Annotated in this window: 16 protein-coding genes and 3 pseudogenes; 5 read left to right on the top strand and 14 right to left on the bottom strand. The window is 46.7% G+C overall.

The annotated features are described in order from the left end of the window. Nucleotides 1-59 precede the first annotated feature (59 nt). The 4 genes from J7545_RS11010 to mtnB all read right to left on the bottom strand — a co-directional run bounded on the left by J7545_RS11010 (nucleotide 60) and on the right by mtnB (nucleotide 3789). Nucleotides 60-1439: an MFS transporter gene (locus tag J7545_RS11010; RefSeq protein ID WP_318719557.1), complete on the bottom strand. Its 1380-nt coding sequence runs from the start codon at nucleotides 1437-1439 to the stop codon at nucleotides 60-62. Between the two features lie 12 nt (nucleotides 1440-1451). Beyond that, the gene (recO, locus tag J7545_RS11005) at nucleotides 1452-2300 is read right to left on the bottom strand and encodes a DNA repair protein RecO (RefSeq protein ID WP_318700122.1); all 849 of its coding nucleotides are present in this window, start codon (nucleotides 2298-2300) and stop codon (nucleotides 1452-1454) included. Nucleotides 2301-2326: 26 nt separating this feature from the next. After that, complete coding sequence (mtnC, locus tag J7545_RS11000) at nucleotides 2327-3055, bottom strand: acireductone synthase (RefSeq protein WP_318700121.1); 729 nt, start codon at nucleotides 3053-3055, stop codon at nucleotides 2327-2329. An 83-nt stretch (nucleotides 3056-3138) separates the two neighbouring features. Continuing rightward, complete coding sequence (gene mtnB / locus J7545_RS10995) at nucleotides 3139-3789, bottom strand: methylthioribulose 1-phosphate dehydratase (RefSeq protein WP_318700120.1); 651 nt, start codon at nucleotides 3787-3789, stop codon at nucleotides 3139-3141. A 98-nt stretch (nucleotides 3790-3887) separates the two neighbouring features. Between mtnB and J7545_RS10990 the strand changes: the two genes are divergently transcribed. Continuing rightward, nucleotides 3888-4388 carry a hypothetical protein gene (locus J7545_RS10990; protein WP_318700119.1) on the top strand — a complete coding sequence of 167 codons (501 nt, stop codon included), beginning with the start codon at nucleotides 3888-3890 and terminating at the stop codon, nucleotides 4386-4388. A gap of 132 nt (nucleotides 4389-4520) precedes the next feature. Here the strand turns inward: J7545_RS10990 and deoC are convergent, their stop codons facing one another. From deoC to J7545_RS10965, 6 genes and pseudogenes are all read right to left on the bottom strand, one after another. Continuing rightward, entirely contained in the window at nucleotides 4521-5216 is a 696-nt protein-coding gene (gene deoC, locus J7545_RS10985; RefSeq protein ID WP_318700118.1) for a deoxyribose-phosphate aldolase, read from the bottom strand. Between the two features lie 350 nt (nucleotides 5217-5566). Beyond that, nucleotides 5567-6868, bottom strand: a complete 1302-nt coding sequence (locus tag J7545_RS10980) for a sensor histidine kinase (protein WP_318699734.1) — start codon at nucleotides 6866-6868, stop codon at nucleotides 5567-5569. Further along, entirely contained in the window at nucleotides 6858-7943 is a 1086-nt protein-coding gene (locus tag J7545_RS10975; RefSeq protein WP_318699733.1) for an ATP-binding protein, read from the bottom strand. The genes J7545_RS10980 and J7545_RS10975 overlap by 11 nt, the downstream gene beginning before the upstream one ends. A 141-nt stretch (nucleotides 7944-8084) precedes the next feature. Further along, nucleotides 8085-8876: pseudogene (locus J7545_RS24030) on the bottom strand (histidine kinase dimerization/phospho-acceptor domain-containing protein); the annotation flags it as partial. Continuing rightward, nucleotides 8871-9047, bottom strand: a pseudogene (locus J7545_RS24025) (HAMP domain-containing protein); the annotation flags it as partial. The pseudogenes J7545_RS24030 and J7545_RS24025, both read right to left, overlap by 6 nt. A gap of 1095 nt (nucleotides 9048-10142) precedes the next feature. Further along, complete coding sequence (locus J7545_RS10965; protein WP_318699731.1) at nucleotides 10143-11597, bottom strand: ABC transporter substrate-binding protein; 1455 nt, start codon at nucleotides 11595-11597, stop codon at nucleotides 10143-10145. A gap of 327 nt (nucleotides 11598-11924) precedes the next feature. Here J7545_RS10965 and J7545_RS10960 point away from each other — a divergent pair, with 327 nt between their 5' ends. From J7545_RS10960 to J7545_RS24020, 3 genes and pseudogenes are all read left to right on the top strand, one after another. Beyond that, nucleotides 11925-12053, top strand: coding sequence for a hypothetical protein (locus tag J7545_RS10960; protein ID WP_318719556.1), 129 nt, complete (start codon nucleotides 11925-11927; stop codon nucleotides 12051-12053). A gap of 62 nt (nucleotides 12054-12115) precedes the next feature. Further along, nucleotides 12116-12358 (top strand): annotated as a pseudogene (locus J7545_RS10955) (NAD(P)H-binding protein); the annotation flags it as partial. 221 nt (nucleotides 12359-12579) lie between these two features. Continuing rightward, a complete protein-coding gene (locus J7545_RS24020) occupies nucleotides 12580-12804 on the top strand; it encodes a helix-turn-helix domain-containing protein (protein WP_413038611.1) in 225 nt (74 codons plus the stop codon). A gap of 342 nt (nucleotides 12805-13146) precedes the next feature. Here J7545_RS24020 and J7545_RS10950 read toward each other — a convergent pair whose 3' ends face one another. The 4 genes from J7545_RS10950 to J7545_RS10935 all read right to left on the bottom strand — a co-directional run bounded on the left by J7545_RS10950 (nucleotide 13147) and on the right by J7545_RS10935 (nucleotide 20124). Then, nucleotides 13147-17853, bottom strand: a complete 4707-nt coding sequence (locus J7545_RS10950) for a PAS domain S-box protein (protein WP_318719555.1) — start codon at nucleotides 17851-17853, stop codon at nucleotides 13147-13149. Between the two features lie 59 nt (nucleotides 17854-17912). Further along, nucleotides 17913-18740 (bottom strand): HAMP domain-containing sensor histidine kinase, encoded by an 828-nt coding sequence (locus tag J7545_RS10945; protein WP_318719554.1) that lies wholly within the window; start codon nucleotides 18738-18740, stop codon nucleotides 17913-17915. A gap of 173 nt (nucleotides 18741-18913) precedes the next feature. After that, nucleotides 18914-19498: an L-threonylcarbamoyladenylate synthase gene (locus J7545_RS10940; RefSeq protein ID WP_318719553.1), complete on the bottom strand. Its 585-nt coding sequence runs from the start codon at nucleotides 19496-19498 to the stop codon at nucleotides 18914-18916. After that, nucleotides 19495-20124, bottom strand: coding sequence for a hypothetical protein (locus tag J7545_RS10935; RefSeq protein WP_318719552.1), 630 nt, complete (start codon nucleotides 20122-20124; stop codon nucleotides 19495-19497). The genes J7545_RS10940 and J7545_RS10935 overlap by 4 nt, the downstream gene beginning before the upstream one ends. A 14-nt stretch (nucleotides 20125-20138) precedes the next feature. On the opposite strand from J7545_RS10935, the gene J7545_RS10930 reads away from it, so the two are divergent. Beyond that, on the top strand, nucleotides 20139-20270 hold the full coding sequence (locus J7545_RS10930) for a hypothetical protein (RefSeq protein ID WP_318719551.1): 132 nt from the start codon (nucleotides 20139-20141) through the stop codon (nucleotides 20268-20270). Nucleotides 20271-20280 lie beyond the last annotated feature (10 nt).

Below are 20280 nucleotides of genomic sequence, written 5' to 3'. Positions count from 1 at the left end.
GGATCGAGATCTACTGCATAGCAAAGAAAACTGCTGTATTGCGCCAGCGATGCCCAGCATTATCGGGTTGGAGACAATGACGATCGATCCCGATCTCCTGTACGGGAAATATACCAGGTTGAGACTCCCCCTGCGAAGACTAAGAGGGCTAAACCAGCTAAAACCACTTGAATTCCCCATCCAGCTTCCGCCACGCTCACCAAAGCCAGAGGAAAACTCAAGGCGATATTAATAGCATTATTTTGCAAGCCGAACACCTTCCCCCGCATCTCTTCCGGTGTTTGCGATTGAATCGTCGTTTGCATGGGAATGCCAATAAAGGCGGCTGAGGAACCTAACAAACTAATCCAAAACAGAGACCATCCCAAGTATTGAACCGTAAACGACAAACCGAGCAGCGATCCTGCCATCCCCATCGATCCGATTAAACTCAGTTGAGCATTCGATCCCCAACGATGGCCGAATTCTCCCACGACAGCCGAACTGATGCCCAAACCGATTCCGCCAACGGCTAATAATAGGCCAAATTGGGAGGGTTCAAGAGTGGGAATAATTTCGGCAATGCGAACGGCTAAAACGGCTAAGGCGGCAAAAATACAGGAGAGAATAATCAGTTGTAAAATTGCATTGCGAACCCGATGGCGATCGCGCAAAAACTGTAATCCATCGCGCAGATCTTGCAAAACATGGGGGTGTTCGTGGTCTGGGGGATAAGTATTTTCTTGAGTATTCACCACCAACAAAATCACACCCGCCAACACATAAGCACCTCCCACTAGAACTTCTTTACCCAAGTCGCCATTACCTAAAATCGGGCTAATCAGGTGACTTGCTAGGTTCAGAAGTGGGTCGCCAAGAGCAAATCCCAGGATCACCGAGGCCATCATGGTAGAAGTGTAGAGGGAATTGGCTGGCAAGAGCAAATGGCGCTTGACAATTAGGGGAATAATGGCTTGTTCGGCAGGAGCAAAGAATTGGGTGAGAGTAGAGACAGCAAAGGTGATCCCTAAGAGCAACGCAAAACCGAGGGGAATATCGATCGCCAAGTCAATTCCCGCAGATAGACTTAAGAACAGAGGAATCGTCAGCACAAAGGCTCCTCGGAGTAAGTTGGTGAGAACCAAGACCGATTTTTTCGGCCAGCGATCCACAAATACCCCGGCTAAGGAGCCAAATAAGACAGCGGGAATCGTAAAAGCAATCATGATCGCTGATACCCAACCGCTAATGGTTTGCTCCTGTTGTTGAAACTCGCTAGTAATAATGGCGATCGTTAAAACTAGATAGATTTTATCGGCTAACTGGGAAAAAACTTGACCGCTCCACAGGGTGAGAAAATTGCGGTTTTTGAGGACTGCACCCAGACTAGGAGAGGGTGGAGGAAGATTAGGTTTAGGGGTTTTAGGGGTTATTTCTCCATCGGTTTTGGATAGGGACATAGGATTTAAACTTCAGGGATCTTTTGGCAACTTGGCAAGGCAAGGCTCCATGAGGGTTGCAGCTCGTATCGGTCGATCGAAGTGATATTGAGCATAGGCACGCAGGAGGTTTTCTAGGGAAGGCCAGAGATGGTCTGTTCCTTGTTCTAGTTTAGGGAGTTCTGGCCCCGCTAGATGCTGAAGTATCCATAATTGACTGGCGTTGAGGGAAAATGCTGGAGGTTGGGGCGATTTCCGAGGTGAACGTTGTACCTGATAGCTGGCTCCAGATTCTTGAACCTGAAAGACTTGTCGCTCTTTTTCCTCACTCACAATGCCACCAGAGGCGAGGTTAAATTGAATTTTCCACTGGGGATCGTTGAAATTGGGCGCGATCGCCTGTCCCGTTCTACAACAATTTTGCACTTGTGGCGCAATTCCCGCTAGGGCCAGCAGGTGAAAGATACCTTGAATTAAGCGAGGTAAGGTGAGGTTGAGGTCGCTGGTTTCCAGGCGATCGAGATGGAGCAACAGTAGGTCATAGAGGTCTGTTTGGGAGCGATCTGTGAGGGCTTGGCAGAGGACTAATTCTGCCAAGTATTGACTTGCAGTCAGTTTGAGTAAATCTCGACTTAATCCCGGATAGGATTGAATCGTTTGCGCTTGAATGATTTTATCGAGCGATCGCCCCTTCACCACCAACAATTCATTCACCACAAATAACCCACTGCGTCCCCCTAAACTGGACTTAGCTTTTCTCGCTCCGGGGGCGATCGCCCGAATCAATCCAACTTCCGGGGTTAACACCGTCAATAACCGGTCAGATTCTCCCATCGGCATTCCCTTCAAATTAATGCCCGTTGCCTTATAGGTTTTGCTCATAATATCAATTAAAATTAAAAATGGTATTAGATGCCCTCAAAAGTTTGAATTAAAGTAAATCCTTGAGGATCGGTACTATAATTGCCAGGTCTTGAAGAGAACCTAGACTTCATACCGCTAGCTCTAGCCGCTTGTAATTCAGAGACAACATCAGAAATAAATAGAATTTCCCTTGGAGCGATTTCAATGATTTCGGCAATCTTTTTATAGCTTTGAGATTCCAGTTTCGATCCAGTTCGAGTATCAAAATATCCGCTTAAAAAAGGCGTTAAATTTCCGATCTCTGAATAACGAAATAGCAATTGTTGTGCCTGTACACTCCCCGACGAGAAAATATAGAGTTTTTTGCCAGCAGCCAACCAACGTTCAAAAGCGGGTTTTACATCTGGGAAAAGCTGCGCTCTAAGGGTTCCATTTCTATATCCCTGCTCCCAGATTTTCCCCTGAAGAGACTTGAGAGCAGTAGACTTACGATCTGTAGCAATTAGGTAATGAATATAAGGAACCGCAGCAATAGCATCAGTACCAGTCCACTCCAGTATAGCATCTCCTTTTGCGCGATCGATTTCATATTCCTGACGTAGCAGATTGAGGTCATCTTGCACCTCAGGTTCGCCACCGCGTTCTTTGAGAAAAACTTCGGCGTTATCTCTTGCAAAGGGAAATAAAACCTCAAAAACAAAATTTATAGGTGTTGTCGTTCCCTCAATATCTAACAGCAACGCCCTAACATTATCTCTAGTTTTTTCTACCATATAGTATTTCCAAATCATTGGTTGAAACAACAGCGATCGCCCTTGGAAGTATTACTAGCTGCAATTTTCCTCCCGTTGCCCAATCAATCCGCTAAGACAAGTTGGCGGTAAGTCACCTCGAACAAAAATTCTAAAATTTCCAGATGTCGTCGAGCCTGAAACAGAGTTTCTCCCCAAGTATACAGCCCGTGGCCTGCTAAGAGAAATCCATAAGTACGAGGAAAAGACGTTCCCTCATTTCCATAGTGAGAATTAAGTTGGAGGTGAGAGCCAACTATTTGGCTCAATTGTTGCATATCTTGAGAGTTTGGCCAGATGGGGATATTAACAATCGTCTCATGAGTAAGAATCCCCTCTAAACCCTTGAGCATTTCGTAACCCGTTAAGATTAGTTTCCCTTCACGCAAAAAGTGTTGTGACAAAATAGTATTAAAGACTGAATGGGTGTGTATAATAGCTCCCATTCCTGTCTCCCTGACAATTGTGAGGTGCAGTAAAGTCTCTGATGAAGGTTTCCCCGTCCCTTTGACAACTGCTCCAGCTTCGTTGATTTCAACTAAATCCTGCGATCGCACCAAGCCCTTATCTATCCCGCTAGGAGTCATCAGCAAAGTCAGAGGTTCTCTCTGGAGGACTGCACTAAAGTTCCCTGCCGTACCAGTAGACCAACCCTTGCTATGAATATCTTTAATCACCCAGAGTAAAACTTCGTGTAAATTTGGTGAATTTAGCATTAAGATTTTCCTCCACTATTTTATAGCAATACCATTATTGACCCTTTAAGTTAGATGTGATAAGGTGATCGAGACAATTTGTCAAGGAGAGAAAGAAGTTGGATAAAGAAAATACGTTAAGAGCTTCGCGTTGGTCTAATAAAGAACAATGGGGATGGTCTTATAATACTTATATAAATCTGGGCGATGCCGTGGATTTTTTAAAGGCGATTTTGCTTTGCACTAAAGGAGATAGCGTAATTAGCAAAGAAGAGCGTGAATGGGTACTGGGCTTTGCAGCTTCTCGGGAAATGCCCACTTCAATAATTGAAGAAGTGGAATCCTATAATGGTGATGAAGATATTGCTGATGTTCTGGCACGCAGTCCGATAGTAGAAAACGGGAAAAAAGGCACAATTTATTGGGCAATAAAAGCCTGTAGTGCAGATAAAGAATATCCAGAAGCGGAAAAACAAGCCATTCGGAAAATGGCAGATCTGATGGGCGTTTCTGAGGAAGTAGTAAAGGAAATTGAAGAAGTAATTATTGAAGAGCAGAAACTGAGGGATAAACGAAACTCTTTGGTGTATGGTAACAAGATATTTTGGGAGGATAACTAATACTAGCTTTTCCAGAGCGTAGGTTGGGTTTCACGATCGTGAAACCCAACCTAAACTTTATCCTCTAAAGCTCTCTCTTCTGTCACTTTCCCAAAAAGTGAAAAGTCACAGAAGAGGGATTACCAATATCGATCACCTATTACCAGGGCGAAGCGCCATATCGCGCTCTTCCATTAACATCATCCCCCGTGAAGTCCCCAACCGCGTTGCACCTGCATCAATTAAGGCATAAGCTTGCTCTAAATTGCGAATGCCACCAGAAGCTTTAATCCCCACATTTCCTCGGCTGATAGACTTCAATAACTTTACATCTTCCACCGTCGCGCCTCCTTGCCAACCCGTACTCGTTTTCAGGAACGCCACCCCCGCATCTAAACAAAGCTCTGCCGCTAATCGTTTTTCCGCTTCCGTCAACACCGTCATTTCTAAAATTGCTTTCACCGTTTGCCCCGTTTCTTCACAAATTTCCGCCATTTCCCGATGCACGGCTTCGCTTTTTCCCGCCTTCAGTAAGCCGATATTAATCACCACATCTAACTCTACTGCTCCATGTTCAACCGCTTCTTGGGCTTCGTAGAGCTTTACCCCTGGTGTCGTCGCACCCGTGGGAAAGCCAATCACCGTACACACTTTAGTCGATTTTCCTTGTAAGATATCTGCCGTTTGCCGCACGTAAACGGGAGGCACGCACACCGTAGGAAAATTCATAGCCATGGCTTGTTCGCACCACTGCTGTACTTGTTCCGGTGTTGCTGTGGGGTGCAACAGGGAATGTTCGATATAGTCAGCGACATCAATTTCTGAATAGTCTGAATAGTCTACAGCCATAATCCCTAGTGAGCCTTGATTGGGTTATCCTCTATTTTTCCGGATCAAGGGGACACAAGGCAACTGGATCGGGAGGGAGTGGACTATCTAAGCTAATTTGATGCATGAGAAAAAGATAGCGCTTCGCGCTGCTATGAGGTACATTGTCGATCGTAGATGTGAGTGGTCATTGCGACCGCAGGGAAGCAATCGCCAAGATTGGGGGATTTTGCGATTGCTTCATTCCACTTGCGTGACCTTCGCAATGACTGATCTCAATGAGACTGTACTCCGTTACAGCGCTTTGCGCTGTAAGTTAATTCGATTTCTGGGTGGCGAAGCTCTCTAAGGCGACTTCAAGGCGAAGGACTTTACCCCAAAGGAAGAGAAATCACAAATTCAGTTCCTTGTCCCAATTGTGAAGAACAGGTGATTTTTCCACAATGCTTTTTGGTCAGAATTTCACAGGCGATTGCCATGCCCAAACCTGTTCCTTTGCCGACTTTCTTAGTGGTAAATCCCTGCTCAAATATTTTCGCCTTTACAGATTCTGGCATTCCCATGCCATTATCGATAATTCTGACCACAACATCCTGCTTTTTTTCGCTCAAATCAGTCGTAACAGTAATATAATTAGGGTCTTTTTCTATCTCTTCAAAAGACTTGTTTTTGCTCTTTTCATCCAGAGTATCGATCGCATTTGCTAAGATATTCATAAAGACTTGATTGAGCTGTCCCGGATAGCATTTCAGTTCGGGAATATCACCATAATTTTTTACGATTTTAATGGCGGGACGTTGCTCATTCGCTTTAAGGCGGTATTTTAAGATTAATAAAGTACTGTCAAGACCCTCGTGCACATTAAACTCAGTTTTGATATCTGTATCTGCACGGGAAAAGGTTCGCAAAGATGTGCTAATATTAGCAATGCGTTTCACTCCTTGTTGCATAGAAACAAGAATTTTGGGAATATCTTCGAGCAAAAAGTCGAGATCTGCATTTTCAATCTCTTCTGCTAAGTCAGGGCTAGGTTCGGGATATTCTTGGCGATAGGCTTGGATAATTGCCAACAGATCGACAAGAGTGTCTTTAAGCATCGTGATATTACCAGTAATGAAACTCAACGGATTGTTGATTTCATGAGCGACTCCCGCTACAAGATTACCTAATCCTGCCATTTTTTCCTGTTGAACCAATTGCATTTGCGACGATCGCAATTTCTCTATCGCTTGAGTCAAATCAGTCGTGCGCTGCTCCACTTGCTTTTCTAAGTTTGCCCTCAACTTTCCCAACTGTAAGTGCGTCTTCACCCGTGCTAGCATTTCCGCCTCGCGAAACGGTTTGGTAATGTAATCGACGGCTCCCAAGTCAAATCCTTTGATAATACTCTTGTCGTCTGATAGAGCCGTAATAAAAATGATGGGAATACTGGCAGTATTGGGGTTGTCCTTAATTTGCCGACAGGTTTCAAAGCCATCCATGCCTGGCATTTGAATATCGAGGAGAATCAGATCGGGAACATAGGTTTGCAAGCGCTTGAGAGCGCGCTCACCACTGGTTACAGCAGCAACAATATAACCGGCAGGAGATAAGGTGTCCGCTACCACTCGCAAATTGGCTGGCGTATCATCAACAGCTAAAATTTCTGGTTGATGGTCAGCTTTATTCTGCATGATATCCTCCTTCGGTTAGATATTGTTGCAGGATATCTTCGATTTCCTCTGTGGCAAATTGGTTGGCTAGGTCGAGTAAGGGTTGACTAAATGGGATATACATTGAATCATGACAGGTAAGTTTTTCTAGGGATTCAGACAGCTCTCGAATCCGATCTTGCTGTGCCAAATCTAATAAGTTGCTGAGGATCTCAGGTGCTGGCAGAACCATTGGGGTAGCGGTTGATTCCGAAAGCGCCTCCGTATCCTCTCGATCTTCATAAATCCATTGTAAATCCAAGCATTCCGAGACTGCTGCCAACAATTCTTGAAAATCGACGGGTTTGTTGAGGAAGCAATCGCCCCCTGCATCCATTGCTCGATATTGCTCCTTTTCACTCACGGATGCGGAAGAGACGATAATTTTGTGATGTTGCAAGTCTTTGGAACTCCGGATATGCTTGAGGAAATCAAAACCATCCATCACAGGCATAAAGAGGTCGGCGATCGCTAAATCGGGTGAGTTCTCCCGTAATTTTTCTAAGCCTTCGCGGCCGTTTTCTGCTTCAATGATTGTGAAGTCGAGGGGAGTGAGTAAGTTGGAGACAACAGTGCGGTTTTCCCAGCGATCGTCCACGACGAGAATTGTACGCCGATCTCCCTCGTAACCGATAATGCGATCGCGCCAGCGATGCGGAGCATTATCGCGCCCCTCTAAACCGATCTGTCGTGTTGCCCAATCGACAGCGAGGGGCAAGTTAACGGAAAAGGAAAATTCGCTTCCTCGACCCAATTGGCTAGTGACTTCAATCGTACTACCCATTAACCCAACAATTTGCTTGGAGATAGCCAATCCTAACCCGGTTCCTTCAGATTGTTTTTGGCGATCGCCAACCTGTTCAAAGGCTTCAAAGAGTTTGGCTAGATCGGCTTGGGCAATACCCACCCCAGTATCGATCGCTTGAAAAAATACGGTTGCACTGGTTTCCGACTCGGAAATCACATCTACCCGCAGCCTCACGGAACCGCTATTCGTAAATTTAATGGCATTGCCCAAAAGGTTGATTAACACCTGTCGTAGGCGTTTTTCATCCACTTCTACTCCTTCCGGCAGGCGAGAGCTGGGCTGATATAGCGCTTTGCGCTAGGGAATAGGTAATAGGGAATAGGGAATAGGGTTGTGGTATATGGCTTTAAGGATTCAATACTGTCCCTCATAGCAGCGCAAAGCGCTGTAAATGAAATCAATTCCTTTTTGTTGGGCTTTAATTTTGCACATTTCCACCACACTTTGTAAAAGAGAGGGAAAATAAACAGGAATGGGATTCAACTCCAGTTTACGAGCTTCGATTTTGGACAAATCTAAGACATCGTTAATCAATGTTAGTAAGTGAGAACCACATTGATGAATGATCGTTACCCCTTTGCGATCCGCTTCGGCGAGGGTTTTAGATCGTCCTAAAATTTGTGCGTAGCCGAGAATGCCGTTGAGGGGCGTTCTCAATTCGTGGCTCATATTGGCTAAAAACTCGCTTTTAGCTTGGTTGGCTTGTTGGGCTGCTGCTTCTGCTTCTTTGTAGGGGGTAATATCTTGAAGAATACCAATAATTCCCATGACTACGCCTTCAGTATTGTAGAGGGGAACTTTGCTAGTTTCAAGCCAACTCATTGTTCCATTGCCTTTGGTAATCGGTTCGACAATCCCTAATTCTGGTTCCCCAGCATTCATCACTTTGAGATCGTACTCAATGTACAAATCTGCTTCTTCGCGAGACCAAGGCATATCATAGTCGGTTTTACCAACAATCTCTTCCGGCTTCATGCGGGCAACTTGGGCGAAACTGCGATTGCATCCCAAGTACACATTCTCGCGATTTTTCCAGAAAATAGATTGGGGGATATTATTCATAACTAAATTGAGCAACTGTTGGGACTCGGATAGCTCTTGGGTTCGTGTCTCCACTTTTTGTTCGAGATTTTGCGAATAATCTTGCAACTGTTGAAATGAGGATTTCAGTTGGGTTGCCATATAACTGAAGGAATTGGCAAGCTCTCCGAGTTCATTACCCCATTGGGTGGGTAAAACTCCATCTGAGTGCCCATCGGCCACAATGTCTACACCCTCACTTAAATTACCTTCGGCGATTTGCTTGGCGATCGCCGTCAAGCGTTGAATGGGAGAAGAAATCACATTAGCCATGCCAAATCCCACGCTAATAGCAACAAGGGTCGTCCCTAAAGTGAGGAGGAGGTTATTGCGCGTTTGAATATTAATGGGTTGGAGAAAAACAGATTTTGGGCGCAAATAAGCAACTTTCCACGGTTGGCTTTGGCTCAGGTGAATCGCACCCGCATATTCTATATTCTGCTCTTGGGACACAATGGTCGTGAAGTAGGGGCGATCGGGGTTAAAATTGGCAGCAAATTTGTCAAATTCTGTCAGTTGAGTGGCTCTATCGGCAGGGAGAGAAGCCGGCAAGCGATAGGTTTGCTGTAATTCATCAAGGGTTTCGGGTTGAGGAGGAGCGAGAAATTGAAATAGAAGCTCTTCAAGCTGGCTCCCCCCATCTTGATAGCCTTGACCCAAGCGCAAATTGCGATCGTCGAGCAGAATAGGAAAAGACAAAGAACCGGCTAAATTATTATTTTCTAGGATGAGGTTTTGGAGTTTGGCGGCATGGTACTGACTGCGTAATATGCCAACCACTTCCCCCGTTTGGCGATCGCGGATCGATTGGCTGAAATATAAGTAAGGCTGACCGTCAACCTCAGAAAATTCTACATTGGAGACAAAAGGCTCTCCCGTTTCTAGGGCAATTTGGAAATAGTCCCGATTCGACTCGTCCCATATCCTTTGAGGGGTGCGGGTATCCAGGAGATTTTGTCCATTGGTATTCAGAAGAGCGGAGGAAACTAAAAAGACTGTATCTTTGGCGATCGAGGTCTTTAGAGTGTTGAGTGCCTGCTCTCTAACCGAGGGAGAAGCATTGGGTGCAGCTTGTAAATAGGTGGCAAGGATTTCTTGTTGCGCTTCAGTAACAATAACCGTCAAATTGATGCGAACGAAGGCATCAAGAGTTGCCGCCGTTTGGGACGCGGCTGCATTCAGGGATTGATTGGCCGATTGAATCAAAGCTGTCCGCGTAGTCTGGTAATTCCACCAAGCAAATCCCGCCAGGGGAGTCAGAGCAATGAAGCAAAATACCCCTAACAGTTGATGGCGCAAGCTGTAATGATTGAAGAAACGCTCAATTCGTGAGCGAATATTCCCAGGAATCGCTTTCATAGTTTTGAGTTAGAGGGTTTCTGTTGCTCGGGCAGCAGCTTGCGCCATGTTGTTTAGGGTGGTTCGGATGCTTTGTTGGTTGGTCATTAATTTTCCCAGTTCCATGGGGAAGCGATCGAAGCCCACTTCAATCCAATTGGAATGGTGGGGTTCCGTTCCCATGCGATTTTCAATGGCATCTAAGGTGACCTCAAAATAATTGGCAACTTGGGGATTGGCTCCAAACCCTATTTTCAAGCGAGGATCGCTGTAGGTGCTGCGGCGAACGCTATTGGTTTTGCTCAATAGGGCTGCCCGAGTCATGGTGTCTGCGCTGGTGAGCCATTGCAAAAAGACCCAGGCTGCATCTCGATTTTTGCTGTAACGAGAGAGCGCCAGACTACTGCCCCCTTGACGGCTCACACCTGGAACTTCGCCGAAACCGCATTCGCTCTCTGGACGCAGGGCAATGGCTTGAGGACAAGGAGCGACTGCCACTTTTCCGGATATTTGGGAGTTAGCCGATTCTTCAAACCAGGGAAAAAATTCCCCCCACCCAATTGCGACACCTGCGCGACCTTGACGAAAAGCATTGGCTTGTCCGCTCCAATCCCAGGTTATGGCTTCGGGGGGGGCATATTGTCGTTGGGCGAGGAGGTATTCCATTGCGGCGATCGCCCGGTCGTCATTAATGGCTGGTGTGCCATCGGCATGATAAATCGACCCACCATGGGCCCACAACCAAGCGGTCATATTAGCATGTAAGCTATAGTGCCCCACTTTCCACTGTTCTACCGTTCCATAGATTTGAGGGGCTTTGGCTTCAGTAATGACTTGCATGGTCTCCAAGTAGTCTTCCATGGTCATGGGGATCGATAATCCTAATTCCTCCAAAATATCTGGGCGGTAGAACAAAATCAAGATCGGAATATCATAGGGGATGGCAGCCAACTGTCCTTGATAGGAGGCAATATTGGCAACTAACGGGGAGAGGAAATCCTCAAAATTGTAGTTGGGATATTGCAGGTCGCTGTTTTCTAGTAATTCTTTAGGATTTACTCCGACTTCAAGAAAACGACCGATCCAAGCCTGATCCCAGTACATGATGTCATAGGTTCCGGCTTCTCTGGCGATGTCTTGCTCGATACGCCCAAACACGCGATCGAGGGGGAACCTATCCCATTGCACGTCAATTCCTGTTAGGGGAATAAATTCTTCTTGTACAAATTCCCAAGCCACATTAGCGCCTGGGGAATCTTCAGTAATTAATCGCACTGTCGTGCCGGAAAATCCTTGGCCTACATCTTTAAGAAAATGATAGGCATCTGTTCCTATCACACTTGGCGATTCCAAACCGCGAGTTTCTTCTATGGATAATGGAATAGAAGAAGATGGAGAAAAACGACGACAGGCTGTTAGTGCAGAAGTTGCACTCCACCCCAACGCGGCTGATGTTCCCCAGCGCAGTATATCTCGTCTTTTCATTTATTGAACACTCTTTAAAAGAGGGGGGCAAATCGTTATTATCGTTAAAAGAATGTGCCTTCTATGAGACCATCTTATCCTGTCTCGAAGAGTTAGCCAGATAAAAGTTCACATGCTTATATTACCGATCGCCCTCTTGAGTATTCTTTTTGATAGCTACGATTGATGACAATGCTTAGTGCTGCAATTGGGAATTGATACAGCGCTTCGCGCTGCTATGAGGTGCATTGTTGATCGTAGATGTGAGTTGTCATTGCGACCGCAGGGAAGCAATCGCCAAGATTGGGGGATTTTGCGATTGCTTCATTCCACTTCGTTCCATTCGCAATGACTGATCTCAATGATACTGTACTCCGTTACAGCGCAAAGCGCTGTATTGAGCAAAAATGGTGCGATCGCCTGCATACCAATTGGCACCCTTTGCATATAGATAAGCGCACTCTGCTAGTGCCTTGACCTTTCGCATCTCCTATCATGGGTTGTAACAAGCAAACCACGATCGAGACAGGAGCTTGACTATGACAACGATTGAGCGCTCTGCCCCCGTAATGGTAACGGGTGCCACCGGTTATGTTGCTGGAGTGCTAGTTAAAAAACTACTGGAGGAAGGACTGACCGTTCATGCCCCCGTGCGCGATCCGAACAATCCAGAAAAATTGCAGTATCTCAATGCGATCGCCGCAGCAAGCTCTGGTGAAATCAAATATTTCAAAGCTGACCTTCTTGATGAGGGATCTTACGCAGAAGCAATGGTGGGTTGCGAACTGGGCTCGGAATATCAATTTACCCTGGAAAGCTGATAACAGCAAAGGGATTAGAGAACTCGGCATCAGCTATCGCCCATTGGCCGAGTCAATGAATGATTTTTTCCAGCAAATAATCGACAACGGCTTGGTGAGAAAAAATGCTTAATTTTTCTCGTGGATGGAATGGGAATAAATAACACAGAAAAGGTAGAACGAGCCTTTCTGTAATCACAAGGATGACAGTTCAACGACGGTTGGGCAACGAAGGCACCAGTTTTAAGCTCATTCTGACTAAGGTGCGTGAGGAACTTGCTCGGTATTACATCACTAAGTCTGAGCTACCTTACACGCAGATTTCGCTTTTATTAGGCTACGAAGATCCTAACTCATTCTTCCGTGCATTCCACTCGTGGACAGGGACTACACCCGATCGCATTCGCTCTCAAGCATCGATCAATTGAATTGGGCTGGGAGGTTGTTTTGCTCGGGAATGGGCGATCGCAAAAAATGATGAATCGTCGTAATAGTCAGTAATCAAGTTTACTTTAGGAGAAACAGAATCTATGTATTACACATTGGGCAATACGGGGTTAAAAGTTAGCCGTCTGGCTCTGGGAACGATTATAGCGGTTTGCGCTAGGGAATAGGATTGTGATACATGGGCTTTGGGGGTTCGGTATTGTACTCCTGCTCCTCATCGAGTCCAATCAAAGCCCAAAAATAATGACTGTCGCGATCGCCAATCCTGCAAGAATGCTACAATTCAGTCAAGGCAAAGGTTTTCCACGAGTGACAGCAGAGGGTTATAACAATTTTTGAATGGATAAAACTAACTCTTTGAGTCTAATTGGCTTGCTGTAGTACAGATCTGCCCCTGCGGCCAAACAGCGCTCTCGATCGCCCTCCATGGTGAGTGCTGTCAGTGCGATGATGGGGACTTGAACCATATCTGGATCTTGGCGAATGTGCTCGATCGCCGTTAACCCATCCACATGGGGCATTTGAATATCCATGAGAATCAGATCGGGAGATTCCTTCTGAGCCATATCAATCGCAGCTTGACCGTTTTTAGCCACCTTCAGGCGATACCCTTTGGCTCGTAGATAGTTGGACACCGTGATGATATTGGCTTCGTTGTCTTCTGCTAAAAGGATCAGGGGAGAAATCGCCGACTGTACCGGTTGTACTGGAGCGCTCCCATTCAACTCAGAGTTCGCTTTTAATAAGGGGGAAAAACTGGGTTCAGAGATAGCATAAGGCAGCTTGATCGCAAAACAACTGCCCACCCCAACCTCACTCGTTACAGTTATCCATCCCTTGTGGAGTTCCACAATCTGTTTGACCAAAGCCAAACCGAGGCCCGTTCCTTCATACTGTCGATTGAGGGAACTATCAATCTGGATAAAGGGCTGAAACAATTTTGGCAAATTGTCTGGGGAGATACCGATACCTGTATCTGTAACCGTAAAACGCAGATAGTTTTCACTGGTTTTATCTAGGAGCAAGGGGGCGACTTCGAGAACGATTTGTCCTCCTTTTGGGGTAAATTTGACAGCGTTGTTGAGTAAGTTGATCAGCACCTGACGCATCCGCCGTTCGTCAACAGTAATATCGGGTAAGTTAGGGGGAACCTTCAGATGGAGTTGGAGACCTTTTTTCTGGGACTGTTGCTTGACAAAGACCAAACTCGATTGGCACAGATACTCTATGGCAACAGAGGAGTATTCTAGATCGACTTGCCCCGATTCGATCTTTGCCAAGTCGAGAATATCATTGATCAGTTCTAGTAAGTGAAACCCACTCCGTTCGATCGTCTTGAGCGCTTTCAATTGCATGGCATTCATCGGCTCGAAAACTCCCTCTTGCAGTCCCTCGGTCATTCCCAAAATGGCATTGAGAGGTGTTCGTAATTCGTGACTCATATTGGCTAAAAACTCGTCTTTCAAACGAGTTGCTCGGGCCAGTTCTTGATTCGTTTGTTGGAGTTTCACTTCTGTTTGCTTGCGATCGCCAATATCTTGCAACATAGCTAAACAAGTGTTAGATTTGCCATCTGGCATATGAACGAGGGTTACGGAGGTTAAAGAAAATAAGATCGAGCCATCTTTACGAACATATCGCTTTTCAGTAACAAAGTTTTTAATTTTTCCGTTGGCCAGTCCTCGAATTAAGTGTTGGGACTCTGACATATCTTCAGGATGCGTAATATCTGCTACGCTCATGGCAAGCAATTCTTCAGGAGAGTAGCCTAACATCTTACAAAAATAATCATTAATTTGAATCAATTGCCCTGTATACATATTGCTTTCTGCAATACCAATAGAGGCTTGGCTAAACGTTGCTCTAGCACGAGCCTCGCTCAATTGAAGGGCATTTTCTGCTTGCTTGCGATCGCTAATATCCCGCACCCCAGCAACGATCGCCGAGCGGTTGCCCAAAGTGACTTTGCGCAGACAAACTTCGGAATCAAAGGTAGAATTGTCCAATCGTTGAGATTTCCATTCAAATTGCAATTTTGCGCCAGCATTGGCTTGTTTGAGTAGTTTTGGCAGATTGTGGAGGGGAGCGCTTGGTGCGGATAAATCAGCAATCGTGGTTGCCAAAATTTGCCCCCGCGTTGCCTTGAAGAGTTCCAATACCCGATTATTGATATCGAGAATGCTACCATCCAAATCCAGAATAAAAATGCCATCATAAACATTATTAAAGATAGTGCGTAAATCTTTTTCGGAGCGTACGATTTCTTGGGTTTGTGCTTCCACTCGCTGTTCCAGTTCTTGATTAAATTGCTCTAAGGCACTTTGCGCTCGCTGACGCTCCAGTTCAGCAGAAGCACGGGCACCAAACACCCGCATGATTTGTTCCGATCGCTCTGGGTCAAGCAGGGGCTGACGGGAAAAGAGACAAAGGGTGCCGATCTTGCGACCTTGGCGATCCTGGAGGGCAATACCCATGTAGCTCTCCACTCCCATGAATGCCAGTCTGGGATTTTGGGGGAAGTAAGCCACCACATCGCGATCGCAATAGTAGACACCCTCCTGAAGAGCGATCGCGCAAGTCGTTCCCTCGGTATCAACAGTATCGTTGGGGAGATACTCCCCATCCCCCCAAGCGGCCAAAAAGTGCAAGCGATCGCCCTCGACAACTTCAGTGACAAAGGTGTGGGAGGCTCGGAGGGCTTCAGCGAGGTAACGGACGAGGGCGGGAAAAAAGTCGGGGCCGGTTAATGCTGCGGTTCCAGCAATTAAGTTTTGCAAGGCGTTCTCTGCTCGTTTGCGCTCTAGCTCAGTGACAGCGCGGGCGGCAAATACTCGCAAAATTTGCTCGGCGTGGGTTGGATCGGTGAGATGCTGACGGTGGAAAATACAAAGCAGCCCCATGGGATTGCCTTGGCGATCGTATAGCGCTACCCCCAGATAGCTCTTGGCCCCCATCCTAGCCAGTTCTGAACAGGTCTGGCATGGCTCTAACTCGCAGTAATAAACCTCATTCTTGTATACCTGCTCGCAAGGAGTGCCGAGAAGTGATAAGGATTTACAGGGAATGAGTTTGCCATCGCCATAATAGGCGAGACTCACTTCTTCATCGCCAACTCGCTCCGCCATCAGAGCGTGGGACACGCCTAGAGCTTCGGTGAGGTGGCGCACAAGGAGGGGAAAGAAGTCTATGCCTTTGGTAACGGCAGTCCCAGCAATCAGGCTGTGTAGGGAGGTTTCGACGCGCTGGCGCTGCATTTCTGCGGCGGTGCGACTGGCAAAAATTTCGAGAATCTGTTTGGCTCGTTCCGGCTCTTGTAGGGGTTGGCGATCGAAGATGCACAAACTGCCCAGCACCTGTCCTTGGCGATCGCGCAATGCGATTCCCAGATAGCTCTCGACTCCTCTTTCTCGATGGGGATTGTTGGGGAAGCGATCGGTAATCCCCCAAGGACAATGGTAGGAGTATTCGGTCACCAGTTCAATACAAGGCGTTTCGGGTAAATTGTAGGTAAAATTGGGTTGTAATTCGCCATCGACCATAAAGGCAATACTGTGCAGCTCTTCGCCAACGAATTGAGTAATCAAGGCGATCGGAACGTCAAGAGCTTTACTAATATGACGAACTAGAGCGGGAAAGAAATCTTCGCCAGTGGTTGCGGCGGTTCCTTCCACCAGCTTGTGGAGAGCAGCTTCGGCAGCCTTACGTTTGGTGACATCGATTAGAGTGCCGATATACCCAGTCAAGTGCCCTTCAAGGTCGAATTCTTCAACAGCTTGCACGCTCAACCAAACCACTTTACCGTCGCGATGCAGAAAGCGACAGTCAGTATGATAGGGCATCTGTTGGTTTTGTGCAGCGTGATACCATCCTTGGAATACGCGATCGCGGTCATCGGGATGCAAGGTTTGAGACCATCCTTCTCCCAAGGCTTCTGCTGGTGTTAGACCCAGCATCTGACAACAACTAGGATTGTTATAACGGCTGTGACCTTGGGGATCGGTGAGAAAAATTCCAGCCGGTAGTATGTCGGCAAGCGTAGCATAGCGTTGTTGGCTGGCTTGCAATTCTCGTTCGATGGATTTGCGCTGAGTAATATCGACTGTAAAGCAGCGCGTGTGAATGAATTGACTGTCTCGATACAAGACATTGGAATTGATTGCCACGTAGCGAAGGGAGCCATCTTTACAACGCAAGCGTGCTTCGTAGTTAACCAGCGTTTCATTGTTGGAGAGGCGAGTGAGGATATCGGCAATAACTTCCGGATCGGCGTGAAAGTTGGCAATGGGTTGCCCGATATATTCTTCTCGGCTGTACCCCAAGAAATCTAATTCGGTTTGATTGGCCCAGACGATCATCCCATTTTTATCCACCCAGTGTAATGAGATGGTGGCATTTTCTATATAGTCGGAGAGTTCTTGTTGGCTTTCCCATAGTGCCTCAGTTCGCTCTTGCACCTGTTGTTCTAAGGTCTGGGAAAGTTTCCTATTTTCTAGCAAGAGGGCGACTTGGGTGCAGAGGAAGTTGAGAACGAGAAGGCGATCGCCGGTAAAAACGCCTGACGTTGCTTGATTGCTCAGATAGACAATACCTGTCAACCGTCCTTGATGCAGTAAAGGCAAGCAGAGAAGACTTTGGGGAGGTTGGCGATCGAGGTAGGGATCGCTAACGGGCAAATCGGTCTTACTTTTGTCGATCGCTAAAATTTCGCGGGTGTTTTTAACATACTCAATTAGCTTGACGGGCAAGTTCATGTATCCCTTGAGGGGAACCCTGCAAAGGTCAATATTTTCGGCAGTTGAGATCGCTTCTACCTGCCACATTTCGTTCTCGTCCGGAAGCATAAGGGCGCAGCGATCGCCCCCAGAATTTTGCCAAATGATTTGAGTAATTTGACGCAGGAGTTTGTCAAATTGAACAATTTCGCTCAGAGCTTGCGAGGCTTTCAGGATACTGGCAAAATCAAACCCTTCTGGGTCAACCTTCCCGTTCTGGGTTAGCATTCCCTTGGGCTTGTAGCCGCGATCGCACATATCCCTTTCTCCTAACTCAAGTTCTTCTATTGTAGCAATTTGACCCAGACATTATCTAACTAATTTGTAATTGCATGAGTTGGAGTTTCAGGTTCCGAGCTACCCCAAGGTAATTTACACAAGATGCGACTCGTTTCGGGTTGGGCAGAGGATTCCATCGAGGGAACGTTTAGTAATTCTAAGCTACCGTGCATCAGTTCTAAGAGCAGTTTATTCGCCATCAGGGTAAGTCCAGGAGAGGGCGAGCCATTCCACGTTAACTCTGGGGAAGGGGGAGTATTTAATAAATCAACCGGTTCTTGCCAACAGTCGGGGGAGCGTTGGTCTTCGAGATAGAGATAAACCTGTTGGGTTTCGGGAACGGGATCGGCATGAAGGTGAATGGAGCCTTCACTCATATGGGCGATCGCACTATCAACTAAACTGGTTAAGACTTGTCTGAGGCGGCGTAAATCAGCTTTGACATAAATTTCGGGATCGGGCATCACAATATCGAGCTGTAAATTTCGATTGGCTGCCTGCAAGTAGGTTAAATCATAGATATCTTGAAAGACTTCGGTTAAAGGAATGGTTTCAATCTCCATGACATCCGTGCCTTGCTCAGTTTTGGAAATCATCACCATTTCATCAATGAGCTTAATTAATTTGAGGGCGGAATCGTGGGCTTTGGCGATAAATTCCCGTTCTTCTTCTGGGGAATCACAGAGATCGTTGAGAATCAGTTGATGCATTCCAATCAAGCCATTCAGTGGTGATCGCAATTCATGGGAAATTCTTCCTAAAAATCCTTGCTTGAGCTGGGCCATATCAGTTGCCATTTGACAAGCCAGTTTAAGCTGTTGCACCTCATCCGTATCGGATGAAGATGCAGAATAATTGCGTTTCATTTTTATTTTCCTTGAGCGTTTCCGGTTCTTCCACAGGGTCCGACTAATACTGAGGCCTCCTATCCCGACGATCGCTCCAGATGCAAACTCTAACCAATTCCCCCAAGCCATGGTAGTGAGTGAATCCCCAATTGATTTTGTCTGTATTCTAGTGCGATTCGGGAAATGAGAGTCTACAGCTTAACCGCTCCTTGCCGTAAAATTTCCCAATCTTTCCCTGTCCAACGGGCAACGGTGGAGGGAATACCACTGGGCGAGTTCTCTGGGTTGAATTCATCGCCCTTAAGGGTAAGGACTTGGGGAAATTCGGCGGCAATTTCGGTGAGGCAGTGTAGGGCAGGATGTCCAGAGCGGTTGGCGCTGGTGGTGGCTAGGGGGCCGGTTTGAGCGAGAATAGTGTTGGCGATCGCACTATTCGGTATCCGCAACCCAATGCTCGTCGGATTTTGCGGGTTGAGTGCTTGAGGAACCGCCGGTGATGCTGGCAAGACTAGGGTGAGCATTCCCGGCCAATATTGGGCAGCCACCTGTTGCCAAATCAATTCCTCTTCAGGAGTCCCTTGACAAAACGGCCAGAGGTCTTCGGGAACCGCCCCCATCAGGATTAGGGGTTTGTCTAAACTACGGTTTTTGGCCTCAAAAATTAGGGAGGCACAATGGGGCAAAGTAGCTAAAGCAGGTACGGTATCCGTAGGAAAGCTCACCACCTGACCCGCTTTTGCCCCAGCAATCAGTTCCTGAAGGGAAATTTGACTCATGGGGAATCGTCCTCGTCCTCTATTTCCTCTTCGGTTTCGTTAGAGGCAGGCGGTAAAATTTGCTCTGGGGTAATCAGGCGATCGTCTTGGATAATAGCGATAATCATTTGGATAGATTCCATTACCCCAGGGGTTTCCACAAACGTTTGATGCTCGGTCACCGAGGTAGCCAGTCGAGTCAGAATTTTACTAAAGGATCTATCCCTAGCCTGTGCTGTCTGTTCTTCAGTCAGCTTTTGCCCTTTTTCAGCCGCTTCTAAAATCGGCAATAGGGGAGTCGCTTCTTGGATAGCTTCCCCGCGATGAATCAATAAATCGATCAGGGTAATGACATCTCTCGCCGCTTTTTGTAAGGGCAATTCTTCCTCTGAAGAGGCACTATATGTCTCTGTAGCAGCCCCGGAGGTTCCAGGGGCAAAAATCACATTTTCCAGGGATAACCCATCGGCAAATCCCTCTAATTGACCTTCTTGCCACAATTCGATCGCCTTGTCTAGGGCTTTTTGGCGATTGGCTTCGGTGTTGCGACGACCTTCAACAGCGATCAGGGTTCCTTTTTGGTCTTCGGGGGGAACACTGAGGTCATCGACGATTAGATAATTGACAGTTGCTTTCTTGCGACCCATAAAGTTTACACTGGATGAAAAGCGCTTTACCAGTGTACCGTATGGGTGACAAAGATGACTTAATAGCACTTTGCGCTAGGGGATGGGGAATAGGGGATACCGCTTTAGCGATCGCCCAGACTGATAAAATAGACCCATCAACCTAATATCAGGATC

This window comes from Roseofilum sp. SBFL, assembly GCF_017746885.1.
Lineage (GTDB): Bacteria > Cyanobacteriota > Cyanobacteriia > Cyanobacteriales > Desertifilaceae > Roseofilum.
Note: the sequence above shows the minus strand (reverse complement) of the source record. Positions and strands in the feature narration are given on the sequence as shown.

Coding starts and splice junctions, on each gene's coding strand:
- J7545_RS11010 (WP_318719557.1), bottom strand. CDS start 1,439: ATGTCCCTATCCAAAACCGATGGAGAAATAACCCCTAAAACCCCTAAA.
- recO (WP_318700122.1), bottom strand. CDS start 2,300: ATGAGCAAAACCTATAAGGCAACGGGCATTAATTTGAAGGGAATGCCG.
- mtnC (WP_318700121.1), bottom strand. CDS start 3,055: ATGGTAGAAAAAACTAGAGATAATGTTAGGGCGTTGCTGTTAGATATT.
- mtnB (WP_318700120.1), bottom strand. CDS start 3,789: ATGCTAAATTCACCAAATTTACACGAAGTTTTACTCTGGGTGATTAAA.
- deoC (WP_318700118.1), bottom strand. CDS start 5,216: ATGGCTGTAGACTATTCAGACTATTCAGAAATTGATGTCGCTGACTAT.
- J7545_RS10980 (WP_318699734.1), bottom strand. CDS start 6,868: ATGCAGAATAAAGCTGACCATCAACCAGAAATTTTAGCTGTTGATGAT.
- J7545_RS10965 (WP_318699731.1), bottom strand. CDS start 11,597: ATGAAAAGACGAGATATACTGCGCTGGGGAACATCAGCCGCGTTGGGG.
- J7545_RS10960 (WP_318719556.1), top strand. CDS start 11,925: ATGACTGATCTCAATGATACTGTACTCCGTTACAGCGCAAAGCGCTGT.
- J7545_RS24020 (WP_413038611.1), top strand. CDS start 12,580: ATGACAGTTCAACGACGGTTGGGCAACGAAGGCACCAGTTTTAAGCTC.
- J7545_RS10950 (WP_318719555.1), bottom strand. CDS start 17,853: ATGTGCGATCGCGGCTACAAGCCCAAGGGAATGCTAACCCAGAACGGG.
- J7545_RS10945 (WP_318719554.1), bottom strand. CDS start 18,740: ATGAAACGCAATTATTCTGCATCTTCATCCGATACGGATGAGGTGCAA.
- J7545_RS10940 (WP_318719553.1), bottom strand. CDS start 19,498: ATGAGTCAAATTTCCCTTCAGGAACTGATTGCTGGGGCAAAAGCGGGT.
- J7545_RS10935 (WP_318719552.1), bottom strand. CDS start 20,124: ATGGGTCGCAAGAAAGCAACTGTCAATTATCTAATCGTCGATGACCTC.
- J7545_RS10930 (WP_318719551.1), top strand. CDS start 20,139: ATGAAAAGCGCTTTACCAGTGTACCGTATGGGTGACAAAGATGACTTA.